Below are 24,021 nucleotides of genomic sequence, written 5' to 3' on the forward strand. Positions count from 1 at the left end.
ACTATTTCGATTTCTCGTATAGTCACTTGTGATGCTGATAATCTTTCTGACTATCAGTCCATTATCACAAGCACCCACACGAATTGCTTGATTCAGTTGTTAAAGAGCGGTGGTTGAAGTCTTTCGCCTCAACCGAGGCGCGCATTCTACGCTTTCCTCAGATCCTGTCAAGCGTTTATTTTGAAGTTTTTCAGAATTTCTCGTTCAACTTCAACCACTTGACTCGCTGCGATCTCTCGTTAGCGGGAGGCGAATTCTACAGCGTTACAACCTGCTGTCAACCACCTTTTTCAACCGCTTTCGGAGAAGACCGAAACACTTCCTACACTCTCCAGAACATCTAACTCATTGAATCTCAAGGAGTTTTCCGTTCCGACTGCGCCGGAAGTGGGGCGAATTATAGAGAGATAAAACGGGGCGTCAAGGGCTGATTTGAAACTTTTTCAAAACAGCCCTGAAACACGCCTGAAACAGCACTGACACCTATATAAGGAAAAGGCTTCCTTATTCAGCCTTCAGGGTGATCCGCGCAAAGGCCTTCTTGCCTGCCTGGCAGACGTGAGTCTTGCCAATAGCGAAGACGAAGCCACGATCGACAACTTCGCCGTCGACGCGAACACCACCGGACGCCAGCAGGTCACGCGCCGCTGCGGAGTTCTTCACCAGGCCCGCCTTGTTCAGCACCGCCGAGATCGGCATGTCTTCCGCGGCAACCACCTCGACCTCTGGCAGGTCTTCCGGCAGCTCGCCTTCCTTCATACGGTTACCGGCCGCACGGTGCGCATTGGCCGCTGCGTCTTCACCATGGAAGCGAGCAACGATCTCCTCGGCCAGCTTGATCTTGATGTCGCGGGGGTTGGCACCGGCAGCCACCTCGGCGCGGAAGCCATCGATCTCTTCCATGGAGCGGAAGCTGAGCAGCTCGAAGTAACGCCACATCAGCGTGTCAGGAATCGACACCAGCTTGCTGTACATCACACCCGGTGCTTCTTGGATGCCGACGTAGTTGCCCAGGGACTTGGACATCTTCTTCACGCCATCCAGGCCTTCCAGCAGCGGCATGGTCACGATGTTCTGCGCTTCCTGGCCATAGCTGCGCTGCAGCTCGCGCCCCATCAGCAGGTTGAACTTCTGGTCGGTACCGCCCAGCTCGACATCCGCCTTCAGCGCCACCGAGTCGTAGCCCTGCACCAGCGGGTAGAGGAACTCGTGGATGGCGATCGGCTGGTTGGTGGTGTAGCGCTTGTCGAAGTCATCACGCTCGAGCATGCGCGCCACGGTGTACTGCGACGCCAGGCGAATGAAGTCGGCCGGGGTCAGCTTGTCCATCCAGGTGGAGTTGAAAGCGACCTCGGTCTTGGCCGGGTCGAGAATCTTGAAGACCTGCTGTTTATAGGTCTCGGCGTTATCCAGCACCTGCTCGCGGGTCAGCGGCGGACGAGTCGCGCTCTTGCCGCTCGGGTCGCCGATCATGCCGGTGAAGTCACCGATCAGGAAGATCACCTGGTGCCCCAGATCCTGGAACTGACGCAGCTTGTTGATCAGCACCGTGTGCCCCAGGTGCAGGTCAGGCGCGGTCGGATCGAAACCCGCCTTGATGCGCAGCGGCTGGCCACGCTTGAGTTTCTCGACCAGTTCGGACTCGACCAGTACCTCTTCCGCACCACGCTTGATCAGCGCTAGCTGCTCTTCAACCGACTTCATACACAGACCCGCAGGCTCAGATTCAAAGGGCCCCAACCATACAAGATCAGCCATCAATTACAAGATCCGGGGCCGGATGTGACCCATGACCGGGTTGATGACGTCTGCGCGCTTGCTTTGAAGGGGATTTGGTTATATTTTATACAGTTATTTCATCTTCATCATGTCATTCATCTTTTCCTTTTCATCCTTTTCAAAGTTATTTCATCCATGACCAACGAACCGACTAAAGCGCCTCCGCTTTATCCGAAGAGCCACCTGTTGGCCGCGAGCGGCATTGCCGCCCTCCTCAGCCTGGCCTTGCTGGTATTCCCTTCCAGCGAAGTAGAAGCCAAACGAACCACCCTCAACCTCGAACTGGAAACCCCGGCCGAGCAGCTCAAGGCCGAACCGGAACAGCCACTGGCAGCAGAAGAAAACACTGCTTCGCCATTCGCCCAGATCGACAACGCCGAACCTCAGTCCGAGGGCACTGCCAAGACCGAACCTGCCGAGAAGGCAGCCGAAGTCGCCGAAGCCGAGCCGGCCAAGCAGCCCGGTCATCGCGAAGTGGTAGTTGCCAAGGGCGATACCCTGTCCACCCTCTTCGCCAAGCTCGGCCTGCCCGCCAGTGCCGTGCACGAAGTACTGGCCAGTAACAAGCAGGCCAAACAGTTCAGCCAGTTGAAGAACGGCCAGGTACTGCAGATCGAACTGGACAAGGACGGCCAACTGGCCAGCCTGCACAGCAAGGTCAGCGACCTGGAGACCATCCGCCTGACCAAGGCCGCCAGCGGCTACGCCTTCAACCGCGAAGTGACCAAGCCAGTCACCCGCTCCGCCTACGTGCACGGCGTGATCAAGAGTTCGCTGTCGGCCTCGGCCCAGCGCGCCGGCATGTCCCACAGCATGACCATGGACATGGCCAATATCTTCGGCTACGACATCGACTTCGCCCAGGACATCCGCCAGGGTGACGAATTCGACGTGATCTACGAGCAGAAGATGGTCGACGGCAAGGTGGTCGGCACCGGCAATATCCTCTCGGCACGCTTCACCAACCGCGGCAAGACCTACAGCGCGGTGCGCTACACCAACAAGGCCGGCAGCACCAGCTACTACACCGCCGACGGCAACAGCATGCGCAAGGCGTTCATCCGTACCCCGGTGGACTTCGCCCGCATCAGCTCGCGCTTCTCCGCCGGCCGCAAGCACCCGATCCTGAACAAGATCCGCGCACACAAGGGCGTGGACTACGCGGCACCACGCGGTACGCCGATCAAGGCCGCCGGTGACGGCAAGGTCCTGCTCGCCGGACGTCGCGGTGGCTACGGCAACACCGTGATCATCCAGCACGGCAGCACCTACCAGACCCTCTACGGGCACATGCAGGGCTTCGCCAAGGGCGTGAAGACCGGCAGCACCGTTAAGCAAGGCCAGGTCATCGGCTATATCGGTACCACCGGCCTGTCCACCGGCCCACACCTGCACTACGAGTTCCAGGTCAACGGTGTGCACGTCGATCCGTTGGGCCAGAAACTGCCAATGGCCGACCCGATCGCCAAGGCCGAACGCCAGCGCTTCATGCAGCTCAGCCAGCCACTGGTTGCGCGCATGGACCAGGAAAAGGCCACCATGCTGGCCTCGAACAAGCGCTGACCCATGGCCCTTTACCTGGGTGTGATGTCCGGTACCAGCCTCGATGGGCTGGACATCGCCTTGATCGACAACGAGCCGCGAGTCTCTCTACTCGCTTCCCACTACATTCCCATGCCCGAAGCGCTGCGCCTGGCCATGCTCGGCCTGTGCGCCAGCGGTCCGGACGAGATCGCCCGGGCCGCCCTGGCGGAAGCCGAATGGGTTCGCCTCGCGGCGCAGGGTATCCAGCAGTTGCTCGACACCCAGGGCCTTCGCTCTGAACACATCCGCGCCATCGGCAGCCACGGCCAGACCATCCGCCACGAACCCACTCGCGGCTTCACCGTGCAGATTGGCAACCCGGCCCTGCTTGCCGAGCTGACGGGCATTACCGTGGTCGGTGATTTCCGCCGTCGCGATGTCGCTGCGGGTGGCCAGGGCGCACCGCTGGTGCCGGCCTTCCATGACGCGCTGTTCAACGCCGAGGGCGAGCGCCTCGCCGTGCTTAACGTCGGCGGATTCAGCAATCTCAGCCTGATCGAGCAGGACAAGCCGGTCGCCGGCTTCGACTGCGGCCCGGGCAACGTGCTGCTGGATGCATGGATCAATGAGAAGCAGGGCCGCGGCTACGATGCCAATGGCGCCTGGGCCGCCAGCGGCAAGGTGCTGCCGACGCTGCTGGGCAGTCTGCTCAGCGATCCGTTCTTCGCCGGCACCGGCCCCAAGAGCACCGGGCGCGAACTGTTCAACCTGCCCTGGCTGCAGCATCACCTGAGCACCCAGCCGGCCTGCGCCGACGAGGATGTCCAGGCCACCCTGCTGGAACTGACCGCCCTGAGTATCGTCGACTCGCTGAAGAAGGCCCAGGAAGACACCCAGGTTCTGCTGGTCTGCGGCGGTGGCGCCCACAACGGCACGTTGATGGCGCGACTGGCCAGCCTGCTGCCCGGCGCACGGGTCAGCAGCACCATGGCGCTTGGCGTCGATCCGGACTGGGTCGAAGCCATGGCCTTCGCCTGGTTGGCACACTGCTGCCTCGAAGGCATCGCCGGCAATCGCCCCAGCGTCACCGGCGCCCGCGGCCTGCGGGTGCTGGGCGCCATCTACCCGGCATAAACCGCAGAAAGCAGAACGCCGCGCATAAGCGCGGCGTTTTGTTTAAAGCCCTTTCTCGAGAAAGGTGTGACGAATCAGATCGAGAACGAGGAACCGCAACCACAAGTGGTCGTGGCATTCGGGTTCTTGATCACGAAACGCGAACCTTCCAGGCCTTCCTGGTAATCCACTTCGGCTCCTGCCAGGTACTGGTAGCTCATCGGATCGACCACCAGGGCGACGCCTTCGCGTTCGACGATGGTGTCGTCTTCCGCGATGTCTTCATCGAAGGTGAAGCCGTACTGGAAGCCCGAGCAGCCACCGCCCGTCACGAAAACCCGCAACTTCAGGCGATCATTGCCCTCTTCGTCAACCAGGGTCTTCACCTTGTGCGCGGCGTTGTGCGTGAACTGCAGGGCCGAAGGGGTGAAGGATTCGACGCTCATGCTGAATATCTCCCGGCGCTATACCGCCATCGTGCGTGATGGCGCGCATTATCCGCTTCCCCGAGAAAATCGGTCAACTATAGAAGCGGTATCAGGCTACAAGCGGAAAGTATAAGTCCCGCTTGCAGCCTGACAGGCCGGTGCTTACGGCAGCAGGCCGGCGTGGGACAGGCCCAGGCGCTCGTCCAGGCCGAAGAGGATGTTGAGGTTCTGTACCGCCTGGCCGGACGCGCCCTTCACCAGGTTGTCGATAACCGACAGCACCACCACCAGATCACCGCCCTGTGGACGGTGCACGGCGATACGGCAGACGTTGGCACCACGCACGCTGCGGGTTTCCGGGTGACTACCAGCCGGCATAACGTCCACGAACGGCTCGTTGGCGTAGCGCTTCTCGAACAGCGCCTGCAGGTCGACCGAGGTGTCGGCGACGGTCGCGTACAGCGTCGAGTGGATGCCACGGATCATCGGGGTCAGGTGCGGCACGAAGGTCAGGCCGACGTCGCCACCGGCGGCGCGGCGCAGGCCCTGGCGGATTTCCGGCAGGTGACGGTGACCTTTGACGGCATAGGCCTTCATGCTCTCGCCCGCTTCGCAGAACAGCGAACCGACGCTGGCACCACGACCGGCACCGCTGACGCCGGACTTGCAGTCGGCGATCAGGCGCGAGTTATCGGCGATACCCGCTTCCAGCAGCGGCAGGAAGCCCAGCTGGGTGGCAGTCGGGTAGCAACCCGGCACGGCGATCAGGCGCGCCTGGCGGATCTGCTCGCGATTGACTTCCGGCAGGCCGTAGACCGCGTCCTTCAGCAGCTCGGGAGCGCCGTGCGGCTGGCCGTACCACTTGGCCCACTCATCGGCGTCCTGCAGGCGGAAGTCGGCGGACAGGTCGATGACCTTGGTGCCGGCAGCCAGCAACTCGCCGGCCAGGGCGTGGGCAACGCCGTGCGGGGTGGCGAAGAACACCACGTCGCAGGCGGCCAGGGTCTTGGTGTCCGGCACGCTGAAGGCGAGGTTGTCGTAGTGGCCTCGCAGGTTCGGGTACATGTCGGCTACAGGCAGGCCCGCTTCCGAGCGCGAAGTGATGACTGCGACTTCAGCCTGAGGATGCTGTGCCAGCAGACGCAGCAACTCGACACCGGTGTAACCCGTGCCGCCAACGATACCGACCTTGACCATTAACTGCCCCCTATCAACGAACCGACTGGAAAACCAGTGATGATAGGGGCCTGTGGTTACAGCTACAACCGTTGAGATGACGGTGGCGGCGCCTAACCACTACTATCTGACGACCGTGAACCGCCAAGGACTAAAAACATGCTGTATCTCTGGATCAAAGCCCTGCATATCGTCAGCGTCGTCTGCTGGTTTGCCGGCCTCTTCTACCTGCCGCGCCTGTTCGTCTATCACGCCGACAGCAAGGACCAGATCAGCCGCGACCGCTTCGTGATCATGGAGCGCAAGCTGTACCGCTTCATCATGGGCCCGGCGATGATCGCCGCGTTCGTCTTCGGTATCTGGATGCTCTACCTGACCCCCGGCTGGCTGAGCCAGGGCTGGCTGCACGCCAAGCTGACCCTGGTCTTCCTGCTCACCGGCTACCATCACATGTGCGGCGCCAACGTGAAACGCTTCGCCCGCGGCGAGAACAACCGCAGCCATACCTACTTCCGCTGGTTCAACGAAGTGCCGGTGCTGTTCCTGCTGCTCATCGTAATTCTGGTGGTGGTCAAACCGTTCTGATCGTAAACCCGTCAACGCGAGAATCCGTCATGTCATTGCCCGAACTGCTTGAACGACGCTTGCGCCTGCCCGTGGTGGCAGCGCCGATGTTCCTGATCTCGAACCCGCAACTGGTCCTGGCCTGTTGCCGCAATGGCGTGATGGGCAGCTTCCCCGCGCTGAACCAGCGCGACACCGCAGGCTTCAAGGCCTGGCTGGAGGAAATCGAGACCGGCCTGGCCGATCTGGCCAATCCTGCGCCCTATGCGGTGAACCTGATCGTCCACCAGAGCAATCCACGCCTGCAGGCCGACCTTGCGGTCTGCATCGAGCACAAGGTACCGGTGGTGATCACCAGCCTCGGCGCGGTGAAGGAAGTGGTGGACGCCGTGCACAGCTACGGTGGCCTGGTGTTCCATGATGTCACCACCCGCCGGCATGCCGAGAAAGCCGCCCAGGCCGGGGTCGATGGTCTGATCGCGGTAGCAGCCGGCGCCGGCGGCCACGCCGGGACCTGGAGCCCGTTCGCCCTGGTCGCCGAGATCCGCCAGTTCTTCGACAAGACCCTACTCCTCGCCGGCTGCCTCAACCGCGGCCATGAGATTGTCGCCGCGCAACTGCTCGGCGCCGACCTCGCCTATCTCGGCACCCATTTCATCGCCAGCCTGGAAAGCCAGGCTTCCCCCGAATACAAAGCCATGCTGCTGGAGGCCAAGGCAGCCGATATCGTCCATACCCCGGTAGTCTCCGGCGTTCCCGCCAGCTTCATGCGCCAGAGTCTGGAAAAGGCCGGCTACGACCTGGCCAGCCTGGCGAAGGGCGGCGAGATCCAGCTCAAGCCGATCCACGAGGAAGCCAAGGCCTGGAAAACCGTGTGGTCGGCCGGCCAGGGCGTGGGCGCCATCGACCAGCAATTGCCGGTGGAGCAACTGATCGCCCGCCTCGACGCGGAATACCGCGAGGCCCTGAAAAAAGCCGGCCAACTGGGCAGCCACTGGCCCCGCTAACCAGTAGACTAGGCGCCCTTTCGAACCCTCCCCGCCATTGGAGACGCGCATGACCCGTTACGCCATGATCACCGGTGCCTCCAGCGGTCTGGGCCTGGCACTGGCCGAAGCATTGGCACGGCGGGGACGCAACCTGATCCTGGTGGCCCGCCAGCGCGAAATGCTGGAGCCGGTCGCCATCGAACTGACCCAGCGCTTCGGCGTGGAAGTCCTGTTCCGCGCCTGCGATCTCGGCGAGCCGCTGCGCTTGTCCGGCTTCCTGCTGGAACTGGAAGAAGGCGAGCGGCAGATCGACCTGCTGGTGAACTGCGCCGGGATCCGTTCCTACGGACACTTCCTCGCCCAGGAATGGGGCGACGAGCAGGACCTTATCGAAGTCAACATCCTCGCCCTCACCCGCCTCTGCCATGCTCTGGGCAATGCCATGGCGGTGCAGGGCGGCGGGCAGATCCTCAATGTCGCCTCGCTGGCCGCCTTCGCACCGGGCCCGTGGATGAGCAGCTATGCCGCGAGCAAGGCCTACGTCCTGCATTTCTCCGAAGGCCTGCGCGAAGAACTCAAGCAGACCGGCATCAAGGTCTCGGTACTCTGCCCTGGCCCGGTGCGCTCGGCCAACCGGCGCATCCCGCGCCTGGAAAAGGGCAAGCGCTGCCTGAGCCCGGAAGAAGTCGCGCTCTATACGGTCCGCGCCCTGGACCGCAACAGGGCGATCATCATCCCCGGCCGGCGCAACCGCTGGCTGGCCCGCGCGCCGCGCCTGCTGACCCGCTGGATCAGCCGCAAGCTGGCCGGCGCCATCAACCGCGCCTACTGCCCGCGCTGAATCGAATCGCCACTGGGCGGCGGCGTGCCGGCTGAGTACACTCAGGCCCGACCACCACCATGGAGCAAGCGTTGTGGAGACTATTTTCACCAAGATCATCAACCGGGAAATCCCGGCGAAGATCATCTACGAAGACGACCAGGTCCTGGCGTTCCACGATATCGCCCCCCAGGCACCGGTACATTTCCTGGTCATCCCGAAAAAACCGATCCGCACCCTCAACGACCTCGCCGAGGAAGACAAGGGCCTGGCCGGACATATCCTGTTCACCGCCCAGCGCCTGGCCAAGGAACTGGGTTGCGAGGACGGCTTCCGCGTCGTGATGAACTGCAACGAGCTGGGCGGCCAGACCGTGTACCACATCCATATGCACGTGCTCGGCCAGCGTCAGATGAACTGGCCACCGGGCTGATCCAGCGCAAGCCCTGTCACGGGGTTTGAGTTAAACTGTCGGGCACATTCTTGCGGAGGTGCCCGATGGCTACCGAACGTCAATACTCGCCGCTCGACCGCTTGTTGCTGCAGGCCGACACCGCCATGCGCACCTTGCTGCCCTTCAGTGGCCAGCCTACCCGTCCTTCCCCTGCGATCATCCAGCCCGAAGCCGAGCTCGACGACAAGCAGACCCGCCATATCGCCGGCCTGATGCGTATCAACCACACCGGTGAAGTCTGCGCCCAGGCGCTCTACCAAGGTCAGGCCCTGACCGCCAAGCTGCCGGAAGTGCGCAAGGCGATGGAACAGGCCGCCGATGAAGAGATCGACCATCTGGTCTGGTGCGAACAGCGCATCCGCCAGTTGGGCAGTTCGCCAAGCGTGCTGAATCCGCTGTTCTACGGCATGTCCTTCGGGATCGGCGCGGTGGCTGGGCTGATCAGCGACAAGGTCAGCCTGGGCTTCGTCGCCGCCACCGAGCATCAGGTGTGCAAGCACCTCGACGAGCACCTGGAGCAGATCCCGCCGGAAGACGAGAAGTCCCGGGCGATCCTCGAGCAGATGCGCATCGACGAAGAGCATCACGCCGACATGGCCCTGGAGGCTGGCGGCTTCCGCTTCCCGGCGCCGGTCAAGTTCGGCATGAGCCTGATGGCGAAGGTCATGACCAAAAGTACCTACCGCATCTGACCTGCCATGACCGGGCGCTTCGAAGCCAGGGACCTGGCCCGCGCAGTTGACGCGGGCCTGCTGACTGCCGAGCAGGAACAGGCGCTCCTTCAGTTTTTGCGCGAGCAACCGGCACAGCGCCCGAGCTTCCAGCTTGCCCATGTCGCTTTCTACCTCGGCGCCTTGCTGATCATGGGCGCCATGGGCTGGCTGCTCAGCGAAGCCTGGATGCGGATCGGCGACACCGCGTTGCTGGTGGTCGCCCTCGCCTACATCACCCTGCTGACCTTCGCCGGCCTGGCCATGCAGCGCCGTGGCCAGTTGATTCCCGGCGGTGTACTGGCCGCGGTGGCGGTGAGCATCGTGCCATTGGCGGTGTTCGCCCTCGAGCGCCTGACCGGCCTCTGGCCGCTGGACGACAGCCAGGGCGACTACCACGACTATTACCGCTACGTGCAGGGCGGCTGGTTGTTGATGGAAGTGGCGACGGTCTGCGCCGGCCTGCTGATGCTGCGCCTGATTCCCTTCCCGTTCATCGTCATGCCGATCGCCGTGGCGCTGTGGTTCATGTCCATGGACCTGAGCGAGTGGTTCCACGGCGACACCTTCACCTGGGAGCAACGCCAGGAGGTCTCGTTGTGGTTCGGGCTGGGGCTGTTGCTGGTGGTCCTGCTGATCGACGGCCGTACCCGCGAGGACTATGCGTTCTGGGGTTATCTGGCCGGACTGCTGGCGTTCTGGGGCGGGCTGACCTCGATGAACAGCGACAGCGAACTGGGCAAGGCCCTGTACTGCCTGATCAACGTCGGCCTGATGCTGGTGGCGGTGTTGCTGCGCCGACCGATGTTCATGGTCTTCGGTGCGCTGGGTGTGGCGGCCTATCTCGGCTACCTGTCATACGAGGTGTTCGCCGAGTCGCTGCTGTTCCCGGTGGTTCTGAGCCTGATCGGCCTGGCGGTGATCGGCCTCGGCCTGCTCTACCAGAAACACCGTGAACACCTCAGCGACCGACTGCGCGCCGCACTGCCGGCCAGCCTGACGGACTGGCTGCCGGCACTACGGCGCTGAGGGATCAGCCGAGCTCGACGATCTCGTAGTCGTGGGTGATTTCCACACCGGCACGGCCCAGCATGATCGAGGCCGAGCAGTACTTCTCCGCCGACAGTTCGACCGCCCGCTTGACCTGGGCTTCCTTCAGGCCACGCCCCTTGACCACGAAGTGCAGGTGGATCTTGGTGAACACCTTCGGATCTTCGTTGGCGCGCTCGGCTTCAAGGAAGGCCTCGCAGCTTTCAACGGCCTGACGGGATTTGCGCAGGATGCTGACCACGTCGAAGTTGCTGCAGCCACCCAGGCCCAGCAAGAGCATTTCCATCGGGCGAACACCCAGGTTGCGGCCACCGGCCTCGGGCGGGCCGTCCATCACCACGACGTGGCCGCTACCCGACTCACCCAGGAACATCGCCTCGCCGGCCCACTGAATACGCGCCTTCATAACCGGTTTCCCCTCGCTAGAAAAAATGGCTGCCAGCTTAGTCCCTACGGGCGAAAGCGAAAAGGCTTAAGCGCTTGAGTAAATATGCCGATAACCCTGCATCGTCTGATAAACTGACGCCAATTTGATGGCGTTTTGCACCCATCCCAAAACTATAAATACTCACGGACCGCGTATTTCGGGGCTTAACCATGGTTGCCGCAACACTTCCAGCCAAGATCAAGAACGTCGACAAGCTGCTCGCGCATTGCCAGCGCCGCCGCTTCCCGGCCAAGAGCAACATTCTCAGTGCCGGCGATACCGCCGAAACCCTGTCGTTCATCGTCAAGGGCTCGGTGACCATCCTGATCGAAGGCGACGATGGTCGGGAAATGATCATCGCCTACCTCAACAGCGGCGATTTCTTCGGTGAACTCGGACTCTTCGAACCTGCCGGCAAGGAACAGCAGCGCAGCGCCTGGGTGCGGGCGAAGAGCGAATGTGAAGTGGCGGAAATCAGCTACGAGAAATTCCGCGAACTGGCACGCCAGGACCAGGACATTCTCTATGCCCTCGGCAGCCAGATGGCCCAGCGCCTGCGCAACACCACACGCAAGGTCGGCGACCTGGCCTTCTTCGACGTGACTGGCCGGGTGGCCCGCTGCCTGCTGGAGCTGTGCAAGCAGCCGGACGCCATGACCCACCCGGACGGCATGCAGATCAAGATCACCCGTCAGGAAATCGGGCGTATCGTCGGTTGTTCGCGGGAGATGGTCGGTCGCGTTCTCAAGGATCTCGAAGAACGCAACCTGGTGCACGTGAAGGGCAAGACCATGGTGGTCTTCGGCACCCGTTAATCCTTCGGAATGGCCTCGATGGTCCGGGCGTAGGCCTGGGCCAGACGCTCCAGCAGCGGCGCCTCGGGCACCACCTCGTGCAGCGCGATATGGCTGTCGGCCAGGCAACGCTGCTCCAGTTCGCAGCATTCGTTGAAACGGTTGACTGCCGCGACCATCGACTCGCGCTCGTTATCCAGCAGCAGCGCGCCATGCACCAATACCACCGGACGCTTGCCACCCAGGCCCTGGCGCCAGCGCTGGGCGGTGCCGACCAGTTTGCGGCCATTGAGATTGACGTTGTAGCGGCCGTCGCAGAAGGCGCCTTCGATTTCGCCTACCGAGGCCATTCCACCCCATTCCTTCAGTACATCGCACAAGGGCAGGCACAGGCGCTCGTAGGCGTTTTCGATACGGCTGTGGTCGCCTTCGCTGCGAGGGGCGACGTAGACCAGAGCGATGTTGATCACTGCCGGGGATTGCGGGACGGGCTCGCCGCCGGTTTCGCGCAACAGGATTGGCCAGCCGCCGATCGCCAGTTCGCCACAGGCGGCTTCGAAGCCTTCCAGGCGACTCATGCGGCGGGGCATTACCAACGCCCGGTCGGTGGGGCGCCAGAACAGCAGGCCATGTTCCTGTTCGCCCTTGCACACGGCCGCCAGCAGATCCTGCTCGGCATGCAGGCCGGCTTCGACGGTAACGGCTACGGGTTGTTCGCTCATGTGGTTTCCCTTTCTGATGGCCTCATCGCTGGCAAGCCAGCTCCCACAGGTACGGTGCATGCAGTACCTGTGGGAGCTGGCTTGCCAGCGATGAGGCCGAAACAGACAACATCATTGTCCAGCCTGAAATAAAAAGCCGGCAAACGCCGGCTTCGAATCGATCAGTCGGGCACGCCCCCGGGGAAGAACAGGCGCTGCAGCTCCACACCCGGCTCCTCGGCACGCATGAACGCTTCGCCAACGAGGAAAGAATAGACCTCGTTGATTTCCATCAGCTCGACATCCGCCCGATTGAGGATGCCGCTTTCGGTGATTGCCAGACGATCGCGAGGAATGCGCGGCAGCAGGTCGAGTGTGGTTTCCAGGCTGACTTCGAAAGTGTGCAGGTTGCGGTTGTTGACCCCGACCAGCGGCGTATCGAGCGTTTTCAGCGCACGCTCCAGTTCGTCGCCGTCGTGCACTTCCACCAGCACGTCGAGACCGACGCTCTTGGCGGTTGCCGCCAGCTCGGCCATCTTCACGTCGTCCAGGGCGGAGACAATCAGCAGCACGCAGTCGGCGCCCAGGGCACGGGCTTCGACGATCTGGTACGGATCGATCATGAAGTCCTTGCGGATCACCGGCAGCTTCACCGCCGCCCGGGCCTGCTGCAGGTAGGCATCCGCGCCCTGGAAGTAATCGACGTCGGTCAGCACCGACAGGCAGGTCGCACCACCCTTTTCGTAGCTGACGGCGATTTCCGCCGGCACGAAGTTCTCGCGGATCACGCCCTTGCTCGGCGACGCCTTCTTGATCTCGGCAATCACCGCCGGCTGCTTGCGCCTGGCCTGCTCGATCAGCGCATTGGCAAAGCCACGCGGCGCATCGGCGGCAGCCGCCAGACGCTCCAGCTCGGCAAGGCTGACCCGGGCGCTGCGCTCGGCGACTTCCTCGACCTTGCGGGCGAGGATCTTTTCCAGAACCGTCGGAACACTCATCCTTCATTCTCCAGCTTGAATACCGCAGTAAAGGCGCCCAGCTCTTCCATCTTTTCCCGAGCAAGGCCGGTGTGCAACGCGTCATGGGCCAGCTCGACACCTTGCTTGAGGCTCATGGCCAGGTCCGCCGCGTAGAGCGCAGCACCCGCATTGAGGACGATCATCTCGGCCGCCTTCTGCCCGTTCTCGGTCTTGCGCCGGCCGATGGCATCGCGGATCAGCGCCAGCGATTCCTCCGGACCGTTGACTGCCAGGCCATGCAGGCTCTGGCTCTTCATGCCGAGGTCTTCCGGCTCGACCCAGTACTCGGTGATCTCGCCGTTCTTCAGTTCGGCAACGAAGGTCGGCGCGGCGAGACTGAATTCGTCGAGGCCATCCTTGGAGTGCACCACCAGCACATGCTTGCTGCCCAGGCGCTGCAGCACTTCCGCCAACGGACGGCACAGGGCCTGGGTGAACACGCCGACGACCTGGTGCTTTACACCAGCCGGATTCGTAAGCGGGCCGAGCATGTTGAACAGGGTCCGCAGACCCAGGTCGCGGCGCGGGCCGGCAGCGTATTTCATGGCGCGGTGGTGGGTCTGGGCGAACATGAAGCCGATGCCCACGCTGTCGATGCAGCGGGCAACCTGGACCGGCGTCAGGTTCAGGTAGATGCCGGCCGCTTCCAAAAGGTCGGCACTGCCGCTCTTGCCGGATACCGCGCGGTTGCCATGCTTGGCCACGGTGCAGCCAGCCGCCGCGACGACGAAGGCCGAGCCAGTGGAGACGTTGAAGATATTGGCGCCGTCGCCGCCGGTGCCGACGATGTCGACCACGCCGTCGAGGGTATTGAGTTCGACCTTGTCCGCCAGCTCACGCATGACCGACACCGCACCGGTGATCTCGTCGATGCTCTCGCTCTTCATGCGCATGCCCATCAGGAAGGCGCCGATCTGCGCCTCCGTGCACTGACCGGTCATGATCTCGCGCATCACGTCGCGCATTTCCTCGGTGGACAGGTCCAGGTGGCCGACGATCCGGCCCAGGGCAGTCTTGATATCCATGCTCAGTCCTTAACGGCGGCCGCCGGTCTGCTTGAGGAAGTTGGCGAACAGCGCGTGGCCCTGCTCGGTGAGGATCGACTCGGGGTGGAACTGTACACCTTCGATGTTCAGGGTCTTGTGACGCAGGCCCATGATTTCGTCGACGGAACCGTCCTCGAAGGCGGTCCAGGCGGTCATTTCCAGGCAATCCGGCAGGGTTTCGCGCTTGACCACCAGGGAGTGGTAGCGGGTCACGGTCAGCGGATTTTTGAGGCCGGCGAACACGCCTTTGTCTTCGTGGACGACCGGGCTGGTCTTGCCGTGCATCACCTGGCGGGCACGCACGACGTCACCGCCGAAGGCCTGGCCAATGGACTGGTGGCCCAGGCACACGCCGAGGATCGGCAGCTTGCCGGCGAAATGGTGGATGGCAGCGATGGACACGCCGGCTTCGGTCGGGGTGCACGGGCCCGGGGAGACGACAATGCGCTCCGGCTGCAGGGCTTCGATCTGTTCGATGGTCAGTTCGTCGTTGCGAATGACCTTGACCTCTGCACCCAGCTCGCCGAAGTACTGGACGACGTTGTAGGTGAAGGAATCGTAGTTGTCGATCATCAGTAACATCTGGGCTCAACCTCTTGAATACTGACTTTGAATGGTCGCCTTCCCGACTGCTGACAGGCAGTTCCACCCCCGCCAGTCGTTTCGAACTGTTGCAGAGGTATGTGGAAACGTTTCAGAAAGGCAAAAAACAACGGGCCGGAAAACCGGCGGAGATAAAGTCAGGCGCGCCAACGCCAACGGGCGTGGGCCTTGATAACGCGCATCAAGAGTTTGCTGACGATCAACACGGGGTAGGTCTCGTTCATACGTTTCGGCACAGTAGCTTACGGAAACAATCACTGCAATATGGGCAGGTCAGTAAGCGATGGATTTGCTACCTTCAATCGGCGCAATGCCCAAAAACAACGACAAGAAGGACTCTTGCGATGAGAAAACGCCGTTATCTACGTCAATCGGCCGCGTGCCTGCTGGCTATCGCCTGCTCCAGTGCCATGGCTGCTCCCTCGCCCTACTCCACCATGATCGTCTTCGGCGACAGCCTCGCTGACGCCGGGCAGTTCCCCGACCCGACCACCCCCGGATCAAGCCAGCGCTACACCAACCGCAACGCGGATGGCAGCTTCGCCCCGGTGTCCTCGATGATTCTCGGTGGCTACCTGGGCGTTCCCGCGGACCAGTTGAACGCCTCCACTTCGGCAGTGAATGCCGCGCTCGGAATCCCTGATGGCAACAACTGGGCGACCGGGGGCTACCGGACCGACCAGGTCTTCGAATCCATCACCGGTGAGTCTCTGGTGGTGATCCCACCCGGCAATCCCGGTGCTGGCACCGTGCTGCGCAAGCGCCCGGGTTACCTGGCCGGCGGGCGCATGGCCGACCCGAACGCGCTCTACTACCTCACCGGGGGCGGCAACGATTTTCTCCAGGGACTGGTGACCTCACCTGCCGCCGCCGCAACCTCGGCCACCCAGCTGGCCGCCAGCGCCCAGGCCCTGCAACAGGCCGGTGCGCGCTACATCATGGTCTGGCTGCTGCCCGACCTCGGCCTGACCCCGGCGCTCAATGGCACGCCGCTGCAAGGTCCGAGCTCGCAGCTCAGCGCGGTCTTCAACCAGACCCTGGTCAGCCAGCTGGCGCAGATCGATGCCGAAATCATTCCGCTGAACATTCCCCTGCTGTTCAACGAAGCGCTGGCAGCGCCGACCCAGTTCGGCCTGGCCGCCGACCAGAACCTGCTGCAGACCTGCTACAGCGGCAACGGCTGCACGCAAAACCCGGTGTATGGCGCCAACGGCACCAACCCGGACGCCAGCAAGCTGCTGTTCAACGACTCGGTGCACCCGACCATCGCCGGCCAGCGGATGATCGCCGACTACGGCTATTCCATCCTCTCCGCACCGTGGGAACTGACCCTGTTGCCGGAAATGGCCTACGGCACCCTGAACGCCCACCAAAGCGAACTGCGCAACCAGTGGCAGGCCGACTGGCAAGCCGTCGGGCAATGGCAGGCGATTGTCGCGGCCAGCGGCCAGAATCTGGATTTCGACAGCCAGAGCGGCTCGGCCAGCGCCGACGGCCACGGCTACAGCCTGACGGTGGGCGGCAGCTATCGTCTTGACGAGAACTGGCGTGTCGGTATCGCCGGCGGCTTCTACCGGCAGAAGCTGGAAGCCGGCCTGCAGGACTCCGACTACCGCCTGAACAGCTACCTCGCCACCCTCTTCGCCCAGTTCAACCACGGCCGCTGGTGGGCCGACGCCGCGCTGACTGGCGGCAAGCTCGACTATGACGACCTGCAGCGCACCTTCGCCCTCGGGCCGAACGACCGCAGCGAGAAAGGCGACACCGATGGCGACCTGGTCGCCGTATCCGCGCGTCTTGGCTTCGACCTGGCGGAACCGGGCAGCCCGTGGCATCTGTCGCCATTTGTCAGCGCCGATTACGCACGGATCAGGGTGGATGGCTACAGCGAGGAAGGCTCACGCGCCACGGCGCTGACCTTCGATGACCAGACGCGTGATTCGCGGCGACTGGGCCTGGGTCTGCAGGGGAAATTCCAGGTGACGCCAGCGACGCTTGCGTTCGGCGAGGTGGCCAAGGAGCACGAGTTCGAGGATGACCGGCAGGACCTGACCCTGCATCTCAACAGCCTGCCGGGGAATGAGTTCACCCTGACCGGGTATACGCCGCATAGCAGCCTGACACGGATGAGTGTGGGGGTCAGCCATGAGCTGGCGCCGGGACTGGCATTGCGCGGGAGCTACAACCGGGTCACCAGTGACGAGCTGACCCAGCAGGGGGTCAATCTGGCCTTGAGCCTGGAGTTCTAGGCTGAAGAGGCCATGTTGTAGCTGATGGCCTCATCGCTGGCAAGCCAGCTCCCACAGGGTTCAGCGGCGTCGCGAACACTGTGGGAGCTGGCTTGCCAGCGATCAGGGCCAACACTTATTTCTGTGGGGTCTGCTCAGCCAGCGCCACTGCCCGGAACATGGCCCGGCGCTTGTTGATGGTTTCTTCCCACTCCAGCGCCGGCACCGAGTCGGCGACAATGCCGCCACCGGCCTGCACATGCAGCTCGCCGTCCTTGATCACCGCGGTACGGATGGCAATCGCGGTGTCTATGTTGCCGTTCCAGGCGAAGTAACCCACCGCCCCACCGTAGACCCCACGCTTGACCGGCTCGAGCTCGTCGATGATCTCCATCGCGCGAATCTTCGGCGCACCCGACAGGGTGCCCGCCGGCAGGATGGCGCGCAGGGCGTCCATCGCGGTCAGGCCGCTCTTCAGTTGCCCGGTGACGTTGGAAACGATGTGCATGACGTTGGAATAACGCTCGATCACCATCTTCTCGGTGAGCTTCACCGAGCCCACTTCCGAGACCCGACCGGTGTCGTTGCGGCCCAGGTCGATCAGCATCAGGTGCTCGGCGATCTCTTTCTCGTCCGAGAGCAGGTCTTCTTCCAGCGCCCGGTCGGCTTCCTCGGTAGCACCACGCGGCCGGGTACCGGCGATCGGCCTTACGGTGACCAGGTTGTCCTCGACCCGCACCAGCACTTCCGGCGAACTGCCCACCACGTGGAAGTCACCGAAGTTGAAGAAGTACATGTACGGCGTCGGATTGAAGCAGCGCAGGGCACGGTACAGGTCGATCGGCGCCGCCTTGAAGTCGATGGACATGCGCTGCGACGGGACCACCTGCATGCAGTCACCGGCGAGGATGTACTCCTTGATGGTGTCCACCGCACGCTCGTAGTCCGCCTGGGTGAAACTGGAGCGGAACGCCGGCTCGGCAGCCTGCAGGCCGGTGAAGTCGAGACCGCGGCGCGGGGTGATCGGCTGGCGCAGTTGCTCCAGCAGGTCCTGCAGGCGGGCCTGGCCTTGCTCGTAGGCATTGTCCTGCGCCGGGTCGGCGAGAACGATGGCGTGCATCTTGCCGGCCAGGTTGTCGAACACCACCACGGCGTCGGACACCATCAGCAGGATATCCGGCACGCCCAGCGGATCCGGGTTCGGGCACTTGCCGAGGCGCTTCTCGACGTAGCGCACGCAGTCGTAGCCGAAGTAACCGACCAGGCCACCGTTGAAGCGCGGCAGACCGGCGATGGTCGGCACCTTGTAGCGCTCCTTGAAGGTCTCGACGAAGGCCAGCGGGTCTTCCACGTCATGGCACTCGGTCTCGACGCCGTCGACGGTGATCCGTACCTGATGATCATGCACCCGCAGCACGGTGCGGCATGGCAGGCCGATGATCGAGTAACGCCCCCACTTCTCGCCGCCCTGCACGGACTCGAGCAGGTAGGAGTTGGGCTGGTCGGCCAGTTTCAGGTAGATCGACAGCGGCGTGTCGAAGTCGGCCAGGGTTTCGCAGGCCAGGGGAATGCGGTTGTAGCCTTCAGCGGCCAGGCGCAGGAATTCTTCGCGGGTCATGATTGCCTCGTGGCAGTAGGGCAAGAAAGAACAAATGGCAAACGTGCCGGATCGGAGCCGGCCGGAGAGAAGTCAGGCGCGCCAACGCCAACGGGCCAGGGCCTTGATGACTTTCATCCAGAGTTTGCCAGGTGCTACCACGATGGAATCTCTACCGGGGGGAAGGTTGAAGGGCTCAACGTTAGCTCAGTGGCTGCACCGAAGCAACCGGGAGCAAGGCGCGCAGGTCGTCGATCACCAGCGCCGGGGATTCCTCGCTGATCGGCCGGCCATGGTTATAGCCGTAGGTCAGGCCCACGCACTTCACCCCCGCCGCCTTCGCCGCCTGCACATCGCTGCGCGAGTCGCCGACGAACAGTGCTTCGTCCGGCTGCACGCCGGCCATCTGCATCACATGCAGCAGCGCCGCCGGATCCGGTTTCTTCTGCGGCAGGGTGTCGCCACCGATGATCCAGCGGAAATACGGGCCGATCTGCATCTGGTCCAGCAACGGGCCGACGAAACGCTCCGGCTTGTTGGTGATCAGGGCCATTTCCACGTCCTGCTCCTGCAGCCAGCGCAGAGTGTCACGCACGCCCGGGTAGATCACGGTCAGGTCGTGACTCTCGGCATAGGCGCGCATGAAGATGTCCAGGCCGTGCTCGGCTTCCCGGTCGTCCACCGCCGAATGCTCGATGCCACCGGCCAGGGCCCGGCGCACCAGCACCGGGGCACCGTTGCCGACCCACTGGCGCACCGCGGCGACACCCGCGGGCGGGCGATCCATTTCGAGCAGCATGCGGTCCACTGCCGCCGCCAGGTCCGGGACCGAATCGATCAGGGTGCCGTCCAGGTCGAACATCACCAACCGGGGCAGACGCTGCGGGAACAGCTGCTCGAAGCCGCTCATGGGCGGGCCAGGGCCAGTTCGGCGCGCATCTGGTCGATGACCGCCTTGTAGTCCGGGGCGTTGAAGATCGCCGAGCCGGCCACGAAGGTGTCGGCGCCAGCGGCGGCGATCTCGCGGATGTTCTGCACGTTCACGCCGCCGTCGATTTCCAGGCGGATATCACGACCGCTGGCATCGATCAGGGCGCGGGCCTCACGCAGCTTGTCGAGGGTGCCGGGGATGAACTTCTGCCCGCCGAAGCCCGGGTTGACGCTCATCAGCAGGACCATGTCGACCTTGTCCATCACGTACTTCAGGGCGTCCAGGCTGGTGGCCGGGTTGAACACCAGGCCGGCCTTGCAGCCGCCGTCGCGGATCAGTTGCAGGGAGCGGTCGATGTGCTGGGAGGCTTCCGGGTGGAAGGTGATGTAGGTTGCGCCGGCTTCGATGAAGTCGCCGATGATGCGGTCGACCGGGCTGACCATCAGGTGCACGTCGATCGGCGCGGTCACGCCGTACTTGCGCAGGGCCGAGCAGACCATCGGGCCGATGGTCAGGTTGGGCACGTAATGGTTGTCCATCACGTCGAAGTGGACGATATCGGCGCCGGCGGCGAGCACAGCATCCACGTCCGGGCCCAGGCGGGCGAAATCAGCGGAAAGGATCGAGGGGGCAATAGCGAAGGGCTGCATGGCGCACCTTTTGGGCGAATTCACGGTGGCGCGCATTGTACATCAGGGAAAAGCAGATGATGGATGAATGGAGATTTCCTGAGCACTGCAAAACCCCTGTGGGAGCTGGCTTGCCAGCGATTGGGCCGGCAATGACAAAGATGTTGTCAGGTCGGGCCAAATCGCTGGCAAGCCAGCTCCCACAGGGGCCAGTCAAGCTCAAGAAGGCTGCTGGGTCCGCAGTTTTTCGCTGCGCCCGCGCAGCCATTCCAGGGTCAGCAACAACACCACCGAAAAGGCGATCAGCAAGGTCGCGGCCGCCGCAATGGTCGGGCTGAGGTTCTCGCGAATCCCGCTGAACATCTGCCGTGGCAGGGTCGCTTGCTCGGGGCCAGCAAGAAACAGCGTCACCACCACCTCATCGAACGAGGTCGCAAAGGCGAACAGCGCTCCCGAAATCACCCCCGGCGCAATCAGCGGCAGGGTCACCCGGCGGAAGGCGGTAATCGGCGAAGCGCCCAGGCTCGCCGCTGCCCGCACCAGGTTGTGGTTGAAGCCCTGCAAGGTCGCCGACACCGTGATGATCACGAATGGCACGCCCAGCACCGCATGCACCAGGATCAGCGAGATGAAGCTGTTGCCCAGCCCCAGCGGGGCGAAGAACAGGTAGCTGGCCACACCGATGATCACCACCGGCACCACCATCGGCGAAATCACCAGGGCCATGACCAGCGACTTGCCAGGGAAGTCCCCGCGGGTCAGGCCGATCGAGGCCAGGGTGCCGAAGACCATCGCCAGTACCGTGGCCGCCGGGGCGACGATGATGCTGTTCTTCAGGGCGCGCATCCACTCATCGGAGGCGAAGAAGTTGTGGTACCACTGCAGCGAGAAGCCCTGCAGCGGGTAGACCAGGAAGCTGCCGGAGTTGAACGACAGCGGGATGATCACCAGCACCGGCAACACCAGGAACAGCAGGATCAGCCCGCAGAGAATGCGCAAGGTGTAGAACCAGACCCGCTCGACGGGCGACATGTACGGACTCAGCATGACTTCGCTCCTCAGCTCAGACGCAGGCGGCTGGAGCCGACCAGCCAGCTATAGATCAGGTACAGCAGCACGGTGGCCAGCAGCAGCAGGCCGCCGAGCGCGGTCGCCATGCCCCAGTTGATGCTGGTGTTGGTGTAGAAGGCCACGAAGTAGCTGACCATCTGGTCGTTCGGGCTGCCGAGCAACGCCGGGGTGATGTAGTAACCGATGGCCATGATGAACACCAGCAGGCACCCGGCGCCCACGCCGGCGTAGGTCTGCGGGAAGTACACGCGCCAGAAGCTGGTGAACGGATGGCAGCCCAGGGAGATCGCCGCCCGCATGTAGGTCGGCGAGATGCCTTTCATCACGCTGTAGATCGGCAGGATCATGAACGGCAGCAGGATGTGGACCATGGAGATGTACACGCCGGTGCGGTTGAACACCAGCTCCAGCGGCTTGTCGATGATGCCGATGGCCATCAGCGCGCTGTTGATCAGGCCGCCGGACTGCAGGAGCACGATCCACGCCGCCACCCGCACCAGGATCGAGGTCCAGAACGGCAGCAGCACGAGGATCATCAGCAGGTTGCTCTGCCGGGTCGGCAGGTTGGCCAGCAGGTACGCCAGCGGGTAGGCCAGCACCAGGCAGATGGCGGTGATGACGAAGCCCATCCACAGGGTACGGGTGAAGATATCCAGGTAGATGGCCTGGTCCGGGGTGGCCTGGGCGACTTCACCCAGATCGTCGATACGGTGGTCCAGGGCCGCCAGCAGGTAGAACGGGGTCACGCTGCTGGTGTTGCGGCGGATTGCCTGCCAGTAGGCCGGGTCGCCCCAGCGCTCGTCCAGCTCCTGCAGTGCTTCTTTATAGGACGCCGGCTCGGTCTTGAACGGCAGGGCCCGGGCGGTTTTCGCCAGCAGGCTGCGGTAGCCGGCCAGTTCCATGTTGAGACGCTTGGACAGGTCGCCCAGGGTCTGGTTCTTGCGCGATTCGGCGAGGTCTTCGCTCAGCGCCTTGTAAACGGGCTCGCCCGGCAGGCTCTTGCCATCCCACTCGGCCACGGCGACCACGGTGCGCGGCAGGCCGCTGACCACCTCGGGGTTGCCCACGCTCTTGTACAGCAGCGCGGCGATCGGCACGAGAAACACCAGCAGCAGGAACAGCGCCAGCGGCGCGATCAACGCCTGCGCCTTGAAGCGGTTGACCCGCTCGGCACGCGCCAGACGCTGCTTGAGGGTTGGACCTGCGCCTTCTTTGAGGGGCACTGCGATGGCCATAGCGAACTCCGGAAATCTTGGAAAACGGGGAGCGCCGGCTTGCCACCGGCGCTCCATCGGGACGACTTACTTGGCCGCCCAGGCGTTGAAACGTTGTTCCAGCTGTTCGCTGTTGTCAGCCCAGAAGGCCACGTCGATCTGCACCTGGTTGGCGATGTTTTCCGGGGTGGTCGGCATGTCTTTCTTGATCTCGTCGGACAGCAGCGCGACCGCCTTGGAGTTGGCCGGGCCGTAGGCGATGTTTTCCGAGTAGATCTTCTGCTGCTCAGGCTGTACCGAGTAGGCGATGAACTTCTTGGCCTCTTCGGTATTCTTCGCGCCCTTCGGAATGGCCCAGGCGTCGAAGTCGTAGATGCCGCCGTTCCACACTACTTTCAGGTTGCTTTCTTTCTGCACCGCGGCGATCCGGCCGTTGTAGGCCGAGCTCATCACCACGTCACCGGAAGCGAGGTACTGCGGCGGCTGGGCGCCGGCTTCCCACCACTGGATGCTCGGCTTCAGCTCGTCGAGCTTCTTGAACGCACGGTCCTGGCCCTCTTTGGTAGCCAGCACTTTGTAGACTTCCTTCGGCGCAACGCCGTCGGCCATCAGGGCGAATTCCAGGGTGTACTTGGCGCCCTTGCGCAGGCCGCGCTTGCCTGGGAAGGTCTTGGTGTCCCAGAAGTCTTTCCAGCTGGTCGGCGCGGTCTTCAGCTTGTCGGCGTTGTAGGCCATAACCGTGGACCATACGAAGAAGCCTACGCCGCAGGGCTGGATGGCGCCCGGAACGTAGTCGGACTCGTTGCCGAACAGTGCAGGATCCAGCTCTTCGAACATGCCTTCGTCGCAGCCGCGCGCCAGCTCCGGCGATTCGACCTCTACCAGGTTCCAGGACACGCTCTTGGTGTCGACCATGGCTTTGACCTTGGCCATTTCACCGTTGTATTCGCCCGCGACGATCTTGCCCTTGCCCGCCTTTTCCCATGGCTCGTAGAACGCCTTGACCTGCGCCGCCTTGTTGGCGCCGCCGAAGGAAATCACGGTGAGATCGCTTGCCGCCATTGCGTGGGTCGCAGTGCACAGACCCAATGCCAGCGCGGTCAACTTCAAGTGTTTGAGCATTCTTATTCTCTCCACAGTGCAGGGTGTTGGTT

General features: G+C 63.1%; 23 protein-coding genes and 1 pseudogene. 10 read left to right on the top strand and 14 right to left on the bottom strand.

All coding sequences use genetic code 11. From position 1 onward, the window contains the following. Nucleotides 1-504 precede the first annotated feature (504 nt). A complete protein-coding gene (tyrS, locus tag PSEMO_RS02415) occupies nucleotides 505-1,704 on the bottom strand; it encodes a tyrosine--tRNA ligase (RefSeq protein ID WP_075801568.1) in 1,200 nt (399 codons plus the stop codon). Nucleotides 1,705-1,914: 210 nt separating this feature from the next. Between tyrS and PSEMO_RS02420 the strand changes: the two genes are divergently transcribed. Next, nucleotides 1,915-3,342, top strand: coding sequence for a peptidoglycan DD-metalloendopeptidase family protein (locus PSEMO_RS02420; protein WP_075801569.1), 1,428 nt, complete (start codon nucleotides 1,915-1,917; stop codon nucleotides 3,340-3,342). Between the two features lie 3 nt (nucleotides 3,343-3,345). Further along, entirely contained in the window at nucleotides 3,346-4,437 is a 1,092-nt protein-coding gene (locus PSEMO_RS02425) for an anhydro-N-acetylmuramic acid kinase (protein WP_075801570.1), read from the top strand. A gap of 74 nt (nucleotides 4,438-4,511) precedes the next feature. Here the strand turns inward: PSEMO_RS02425 and erpA are convergent, their stop codons facing one another. Further along, complete coding sequence (gene erpA / locus PSEMO_RS02430; RefSeq protein WP_075801571.1) at nucleotides 4,512-4,862, bottom strand: iron-sulfur cluster insertion protein ErpA; 351 nt, start codon at nucleotides 4,860-4,862, stop codon at nucleotides 4,512-4,514. A 144-nt stretch (nucleotides 4,863-5,006) separates the two neighbouring features. Further along, entirely contained in the window at nucleotides 5,007-6,041 is a 1,035-nt protein-coding gene (argC, locus tag PSEMO_RS02435) for an N-acetyl-gamma-glutamyl-phosphate reductase (protein WP_075801572.1), read from the bottom strand. A gap of 141 nt (nucleotides 6,042-6,182) precedes the next feature. Between argC and hemJ the strand changes: the two genes are divergently transcribed. The 6 genes from hemJ (at nucleotide 6,183) to PSEMO_RS02465 (ending at nucleotide 10,586) form a co-directional block, all read left to right on the top strand. Then, the gene (gene hemJ / locus PSEMO_RS02440; protein ID WP_178391957.1) at nucleotides 6,183-6,605 is read left to right on the top strand and encodes a protoporphyrinogen oxidase HemJ; all 423 of its coding nucleotides are present in this window, start codon (nucleotides 6,183-6,185) and stop codon (nucleotides 6,603-6,605) included. Nucleotides 6,606-6,634: 29 nt separating this feature from the next. After that, nucleotides 6,635-7,591: an NAD(P)H-dependent flavin oxidoreductase gene (locus PSEMO_RS02445; protein ID WP_075801574.1), complete on the top strand. Its 957-nt coding sequence runs from the start codon at nucleotides 6,635-6,637 to the stop codon at nucleotides 7,589-7,591. A 49-nt stretch (nucleotides 7,592-7,640) separates the two neighbouring features. After that, nucleotides 7,641-8,414 carry an SDR family NAD(P)-dependent oxidoreductase gene (locus tag PSEMO_RS02450; protein ID WP_075801575.1) on the top strand — a complete coding sequence of 258 codons (774 nt, stop codon included), beginning with the start codon at nucleotides 7,641-7,643 and terminating at the stop codon, nucleotides 8,412-8,414. 73 nt (nucleotides 8,415-8,487) lie between these two features. After that, a complete protein-coding gene (locus PSEMO_RS02455) occupies nucleotides 8,488-8,826 on the top strand; it encodes a histidine triad nucleotide-binding protein (protein WP_075801576.1) in 339 nt (112 codons plus the stop codon). A 65-nt stretch (nucleotides 8,827-8,891) separates the two neighbouring features. Further along, a complete protein-coding gene (gene coq7, locus PSEMO_RS02460; protein WP_075801577.1) occupies nucleotides 8,892-9,539 on the top strand; it encodes a 2-polyprenyl-3-methyl-6-methoxy-1,4-benzoquinone monooxygenase in 648 nt (215 codons plus the stop codon). Nucleotides 9,540-9,545: 6 nt separating this feature from the next. Next, nucleotides 9,546-10,586: a DUF2157 domain-containing protein gene (locus PSEMO_RS02465; protein WP_075801578.1), complete on the top strand. Its 1,041-nt coding sequence runs from the start codon at nucleotides 9,546-9,548 to the stop codon at nucleotides 10,584-10,586. Between the two features lie 4 nt (nucleotides 10,587-10,590). On the opposite strand, the gene PSEMO_RS02470 is transcribed toward PSEMO_RS02465, so the two are convergent. Beyond that, nucleotides 10,591-11,013, bottom strand: coding sequence for an OsmC family protein (locus PSEMO_RS02470; protein WP_075801579.1), 423 nt, complete (start codon nucleotides 11,011-11,013; stop codon nucleotides 10,591-10,593). A 191-nt stretch (nucleotides 11,014-11,204) separates the two neighbouring features. Here PSEMO_RS02470 and crp point away from each other — a divergent pair, with 191 nt between their 5' ends. Next, nucleotides 11,205-11,849 carry a cAMP-activated global transcriptional regulator CRP gene (gene crp / locus PSEMO_RS02475; RefSeq protein ID WP_075801580.1) on the top strand — a complete coding sequence of 215 codons (645 nt, stop codon included), beginning with the start codon at nucleotides 11,205-11,207 and terminating at the stop codon, nucleotides 11,847-11,849. Here crp and PSEMO_RS02480 read toward each other — a convergent pair. The 4 genes from PSEMO_RS02480 to PSEMO_RS02495 form a co-directional block, all read right to left on the bottom strand. Continuing rightward, complete coding sequence (locus tag PSEMO_RS02480) at nucleotides 11,846-12,550, bottom strand: lipoate--protein ligase family protein (RefSeq protein WP_075801581.1); 705 nt, start codon at nucleotides 12,548-12,550, stop codon at nucleotides 11,846-11,848. The two genes, crp and PSEMO_RS02480, sit on opposite strands and share 4 nt — an antisense overlap. Before the next feature lie 161 nt (nucleotides 12,551-12,711). After that, nucleotides 12,712-13,527: an indole-3-glycerol phosphate synthase TrpC gene (gene trpC, locus PSEMO_RS02485; RefSeq protein ID WP_075801582.1), complete on the bottom strand. Its 816-nt coding sequence runs from the start codon at nucleotides 13,525-13,527 to the stop codon at nucleotides 12,712-12,714. Beyond that, nucleotides 13,524-14,573 (bottom strand): anthranilate phosphoribosyltransferase, encoded by a 1,050-nt coding sequence (gene trpD, locus PSEMO_RS02490; protein ID WP_075801583.1) that lies wholly within the window; start codon nucleotides 14,571-14,573, stop codon nucleotides 13,524-13,526. The genes trpC and trpD overlap by 4 nt, the downstream gene beginning before the upstream one ends. A 9-nt stretch (nucleotides 14,574-14,582) precedes the next feature. Beyond that, nucleotides 14,583-15,176 carry an aminodeoxychorismate/anthranilate synthase component II gene (locus tag PSEMO_RS02495; RefSeq protein ID WP_075801584.1) on the bottom strand — a complete coding sequence of 198 codons (594 nt, stop codon included), beginning with the start codon at nucleotides 15,174-15,176 and terminating at the stop codon, nucleotides 14,583-14,585. 365 nt (nucleotides 15,177-15,541) lie between these two features. On the opposite strand from PSEMO_RS02495, the gene estP reads away from it, so the two are divergent. Next, nucleotides 15,542-17,446 (top strand): esterase EstP, encoded by a 1,905-nt coding sequence (gene estP / locus PSEMO_RS02500; protein WP_075801585.1) that lies wholly within the window; start codon nucleotides 15,542-15,544, stop codon nucleotides 17,444-17,446. 115 nt (nucleotides 17,447-17,561) lie between these two features. On the opposite strand, the gene trpE is transcribed toward estP, so the two are convergent. From trpE to PSEMO_RS02530, 6 genes and pseudogenes are all read right to left on the bottom strand, one after another. Further along, complete coding sequence (gene trpE, locus PSEMO_RS02505; RefSeq protein WP_075801586.1) at nucleotides 17,562-19,043, bottom strand: anthranilate synthase component I; 1,482 nt, start codon at nucleotides 19,041-19,043, stop codon at nucleotides 17,562-17,564. Nucleotides 19,044-19,115: 72 nt separating this feature from the next. Next, nucleotides 19,116-19,932, bottom strand: a pseudogene (locus tag PSEMO_RS02510) (phosphoglycolate phosphatase). After that, nucleotides 19,929-20,603 carry a ribulose-phosphate 3-epimerase gene (gene rpe / locus PSEMO_RS02515; RefSeq protein WP_075801587.1) on the bottom strand — a complete coding sequence of 225 codons (675 nt, stop codon included), beginning with the start codon at nucleotides 20,601-20,603 and terminating at the stop codon, nucleotides 19,929-19,931. The pseudogene PSEMO_RS02510 and the gene rpe overlap by 4 nt, the downstream one beginning before the upstream one ends. 198 nt (nucleotides 20,604-20,801) lie before the next feature. Next, the gene (locus tag PSEMO_RS02520) at nucleotides 20,802-21,629 is read right to left on the bottom strand and encodes an ABC transporter permease (protein ID WP_075801588.1); all 828 of its coding nucleotides are present in this window, start codon (nucleotides 21,627-21,629) and stop codon (nucleotides 20,802-20,804) included. A gap of 11 nt (nucleotides 21,630-21,640) precedes the next feature. Then, the gene (locus PSEMO_RS02525) at nucleotides 21,641-22,888 is read right to left on the bottom strand and encodes an ABC transporter permease (protein WP_075801589.1); all 1,248 of its coding nucleotides are present in this window, start codon (nucleotides 22,886-22,888) and stop codon (nucleotides 21,641-21,643) included. Between the two features lie 66 nt (nucleotides 22,889-22,954). Next, complete coding sequence (locus tag PSEMO_RS02530; protein WP_075801590.1) at nucleotides 22,955-23,989, bottom strand: ABC transporter substrate-binding protein; 1,035 nt, start codon at nucleotides 23,987-23,989, stop codon at nucleotides 22,955-22,957. Nucleotides 23,990-24,021 lie beyond the last annotated feature (32 nt).

The sequence above is a fragment of the Pseudomonas putida genome (assembly GCF_001941965.1).
In the GTDB taxonomy this organism is placed as follows: domain Bacteria; phylum Pseudomonadota; class Gammaproteobacteria; order Pseudomonadales; family Pseudomonadaceae; genus Aquipseudomonas; species Aquipseudomonas putida_L.

Excerpts from the sequence above, each read along its gene's own strand:
- tyrS (WP_075801568.1), bottom strand. The coding sequence starts at position 1,704 with ATGAAGTCGGTTGAAGAGCAGCTAGCGCTGATCAAGCGTGGTGCGGAA.
- PSEMO_RS02420 (WP_075801569.1), top strand. The coding sequence starts at position 1,915 with ATGACCAACGAACCGACTAAAGCGCCTCCGCTTTATCCGAAGAGCCAC.
- PSEMO_RS02425 (WP_075801570.1), top strand. The coding sequence starts at position 3,346 with ATGGCCCTTTACCTGGGTGTGATGTCCGGTACCAGCCTCGATGGGCTG.
- erpA (WP_075801571.1), bottom strand. The coding sequence starts at position 4,862 with ATGAGCGTCGAATCCTTCACCCCTTCGGCCCTGCAGTTCACGCACAAC.
- argC (WP_075801572.1), bottom strand. The coding sequence starts at position 6,041 with ATGGTCAAGGTCGGTATCGTTGGCGGCACGGGTTACACCGGTGTCGAG.
- PSEMO_RS02445 (WP_075801574.1), top strand. The coding sequence starts at position 6,635 with ATGTCATTGCCCGAACTGCTTGAACGACGCTTGCGCCTGCCCGTGGTG.
- PSEMO_RS02450 (WP_075801575.1), top strand. The coding sequence starts at position 7,641 with ATGACCCGTTACGCCATGATCACCGGTGCCTCCAGCGGTCTGGGCCTG.
- coq7 (WP_075801577.1), top strand. The coding sequence starts at position 8,892 with ATGGCTACCGAACGTCAATACTCGCCGCTCGACCGCTTGTTGCTGCAG.
- PSEMO_RS02465 (WP_075801578.1), top strand. The coding sequence starts at position 9,546 with ATGACCGGGCGCTTCGAAGCCAGGGACCTGGCCCGCGCAGTTGACGCG.
- PSEMO_RS02470 (WP_075801579.1), bottom strand. The coding sequence starts at position 11,013 with ATGAAGGCGCGTATTCAGTGGGCCGGCGAGGCGATGTTCCTGGGTGAG.
- crp (WP_075801580.1), top strand. The coding sequence starts at position 11,205 with ATGGTTGCCGCAACACTTCCAGCCAAGATCAAGAACGTCGACAAGCTG.
- PSEMO_RS02480 (WP_075801581.1), bottom strand. The coding sequence starts at position 12,550 with ATGAGCGAACAACCCGTAGCCGTTACCGTCGAAGCCGGCCTGCATGCC.
- trpC (WP_075801582.1), bottom strand. The coding sequence starts at position 13,527 with ATGAGTGTTCCGACGGTTCTGGAAAAGATCCTCGCCCGCAAGGTCGAG.
- trpD (WP_075801583.1), bottom strand. The coding sequence starts at position 14,573 with ATGGATATCAAGACTGCCCTGGGCCGGATCGTCGGCCACCTGGACCTG.
- PSEMO_RS02495 (WP_075801584.1), bottom strand. The coding sequence starts at position 15,176 with ATGTTACTGATGATCGACAACTACGATTCCTTCACCTACAACGTCGTC.
- estP (WP_075801585.1), top strand. The coding sequence starts at position 15,542 with ATGAGAAAACGCCGTTATCTACGTCAATCGGCCGCGTGCCTGCTGGCT.
- trpE (WP_075801586.1), bottom strand. The coding sequence starts at position 19,043 with ATGACCCGCGAAGAATTCCTGCGCCTGGCCGCTGAAGGCTACAACCGC.
- rpe (WP_075801587.1), bottom strand. The coding sequence starts at position 20,603 with ATGCAGCCCTTCGCTATTGCCCCCTCGATCCTTTCCGCTGATTTCGCC.
- PSEMO_RS02520 (WP_075801588.1), bottom strand. The coding sequence starts at position 21,629 with ATGCTGAGTCCGTACATGTCGCCCGTCGAGCGGGTCTGGTTCTACACC.
- PSEMO_RS02525 (WP_075801589.1), bottom strand. The coding sequence starts at position 22,888 with ATGGCCATCGCAGTGCCCCTCAAAGAAGGCGCAGGTCCAACCCTCAAG.
- PSEMO_RS02530 (WP_075801590.1), bottom strand. The coding sequence starts at position 23,989 with ATGCTCAAACACTTGAAGTTGACCGCGCTGGCATTGGGTCTGTGCACT.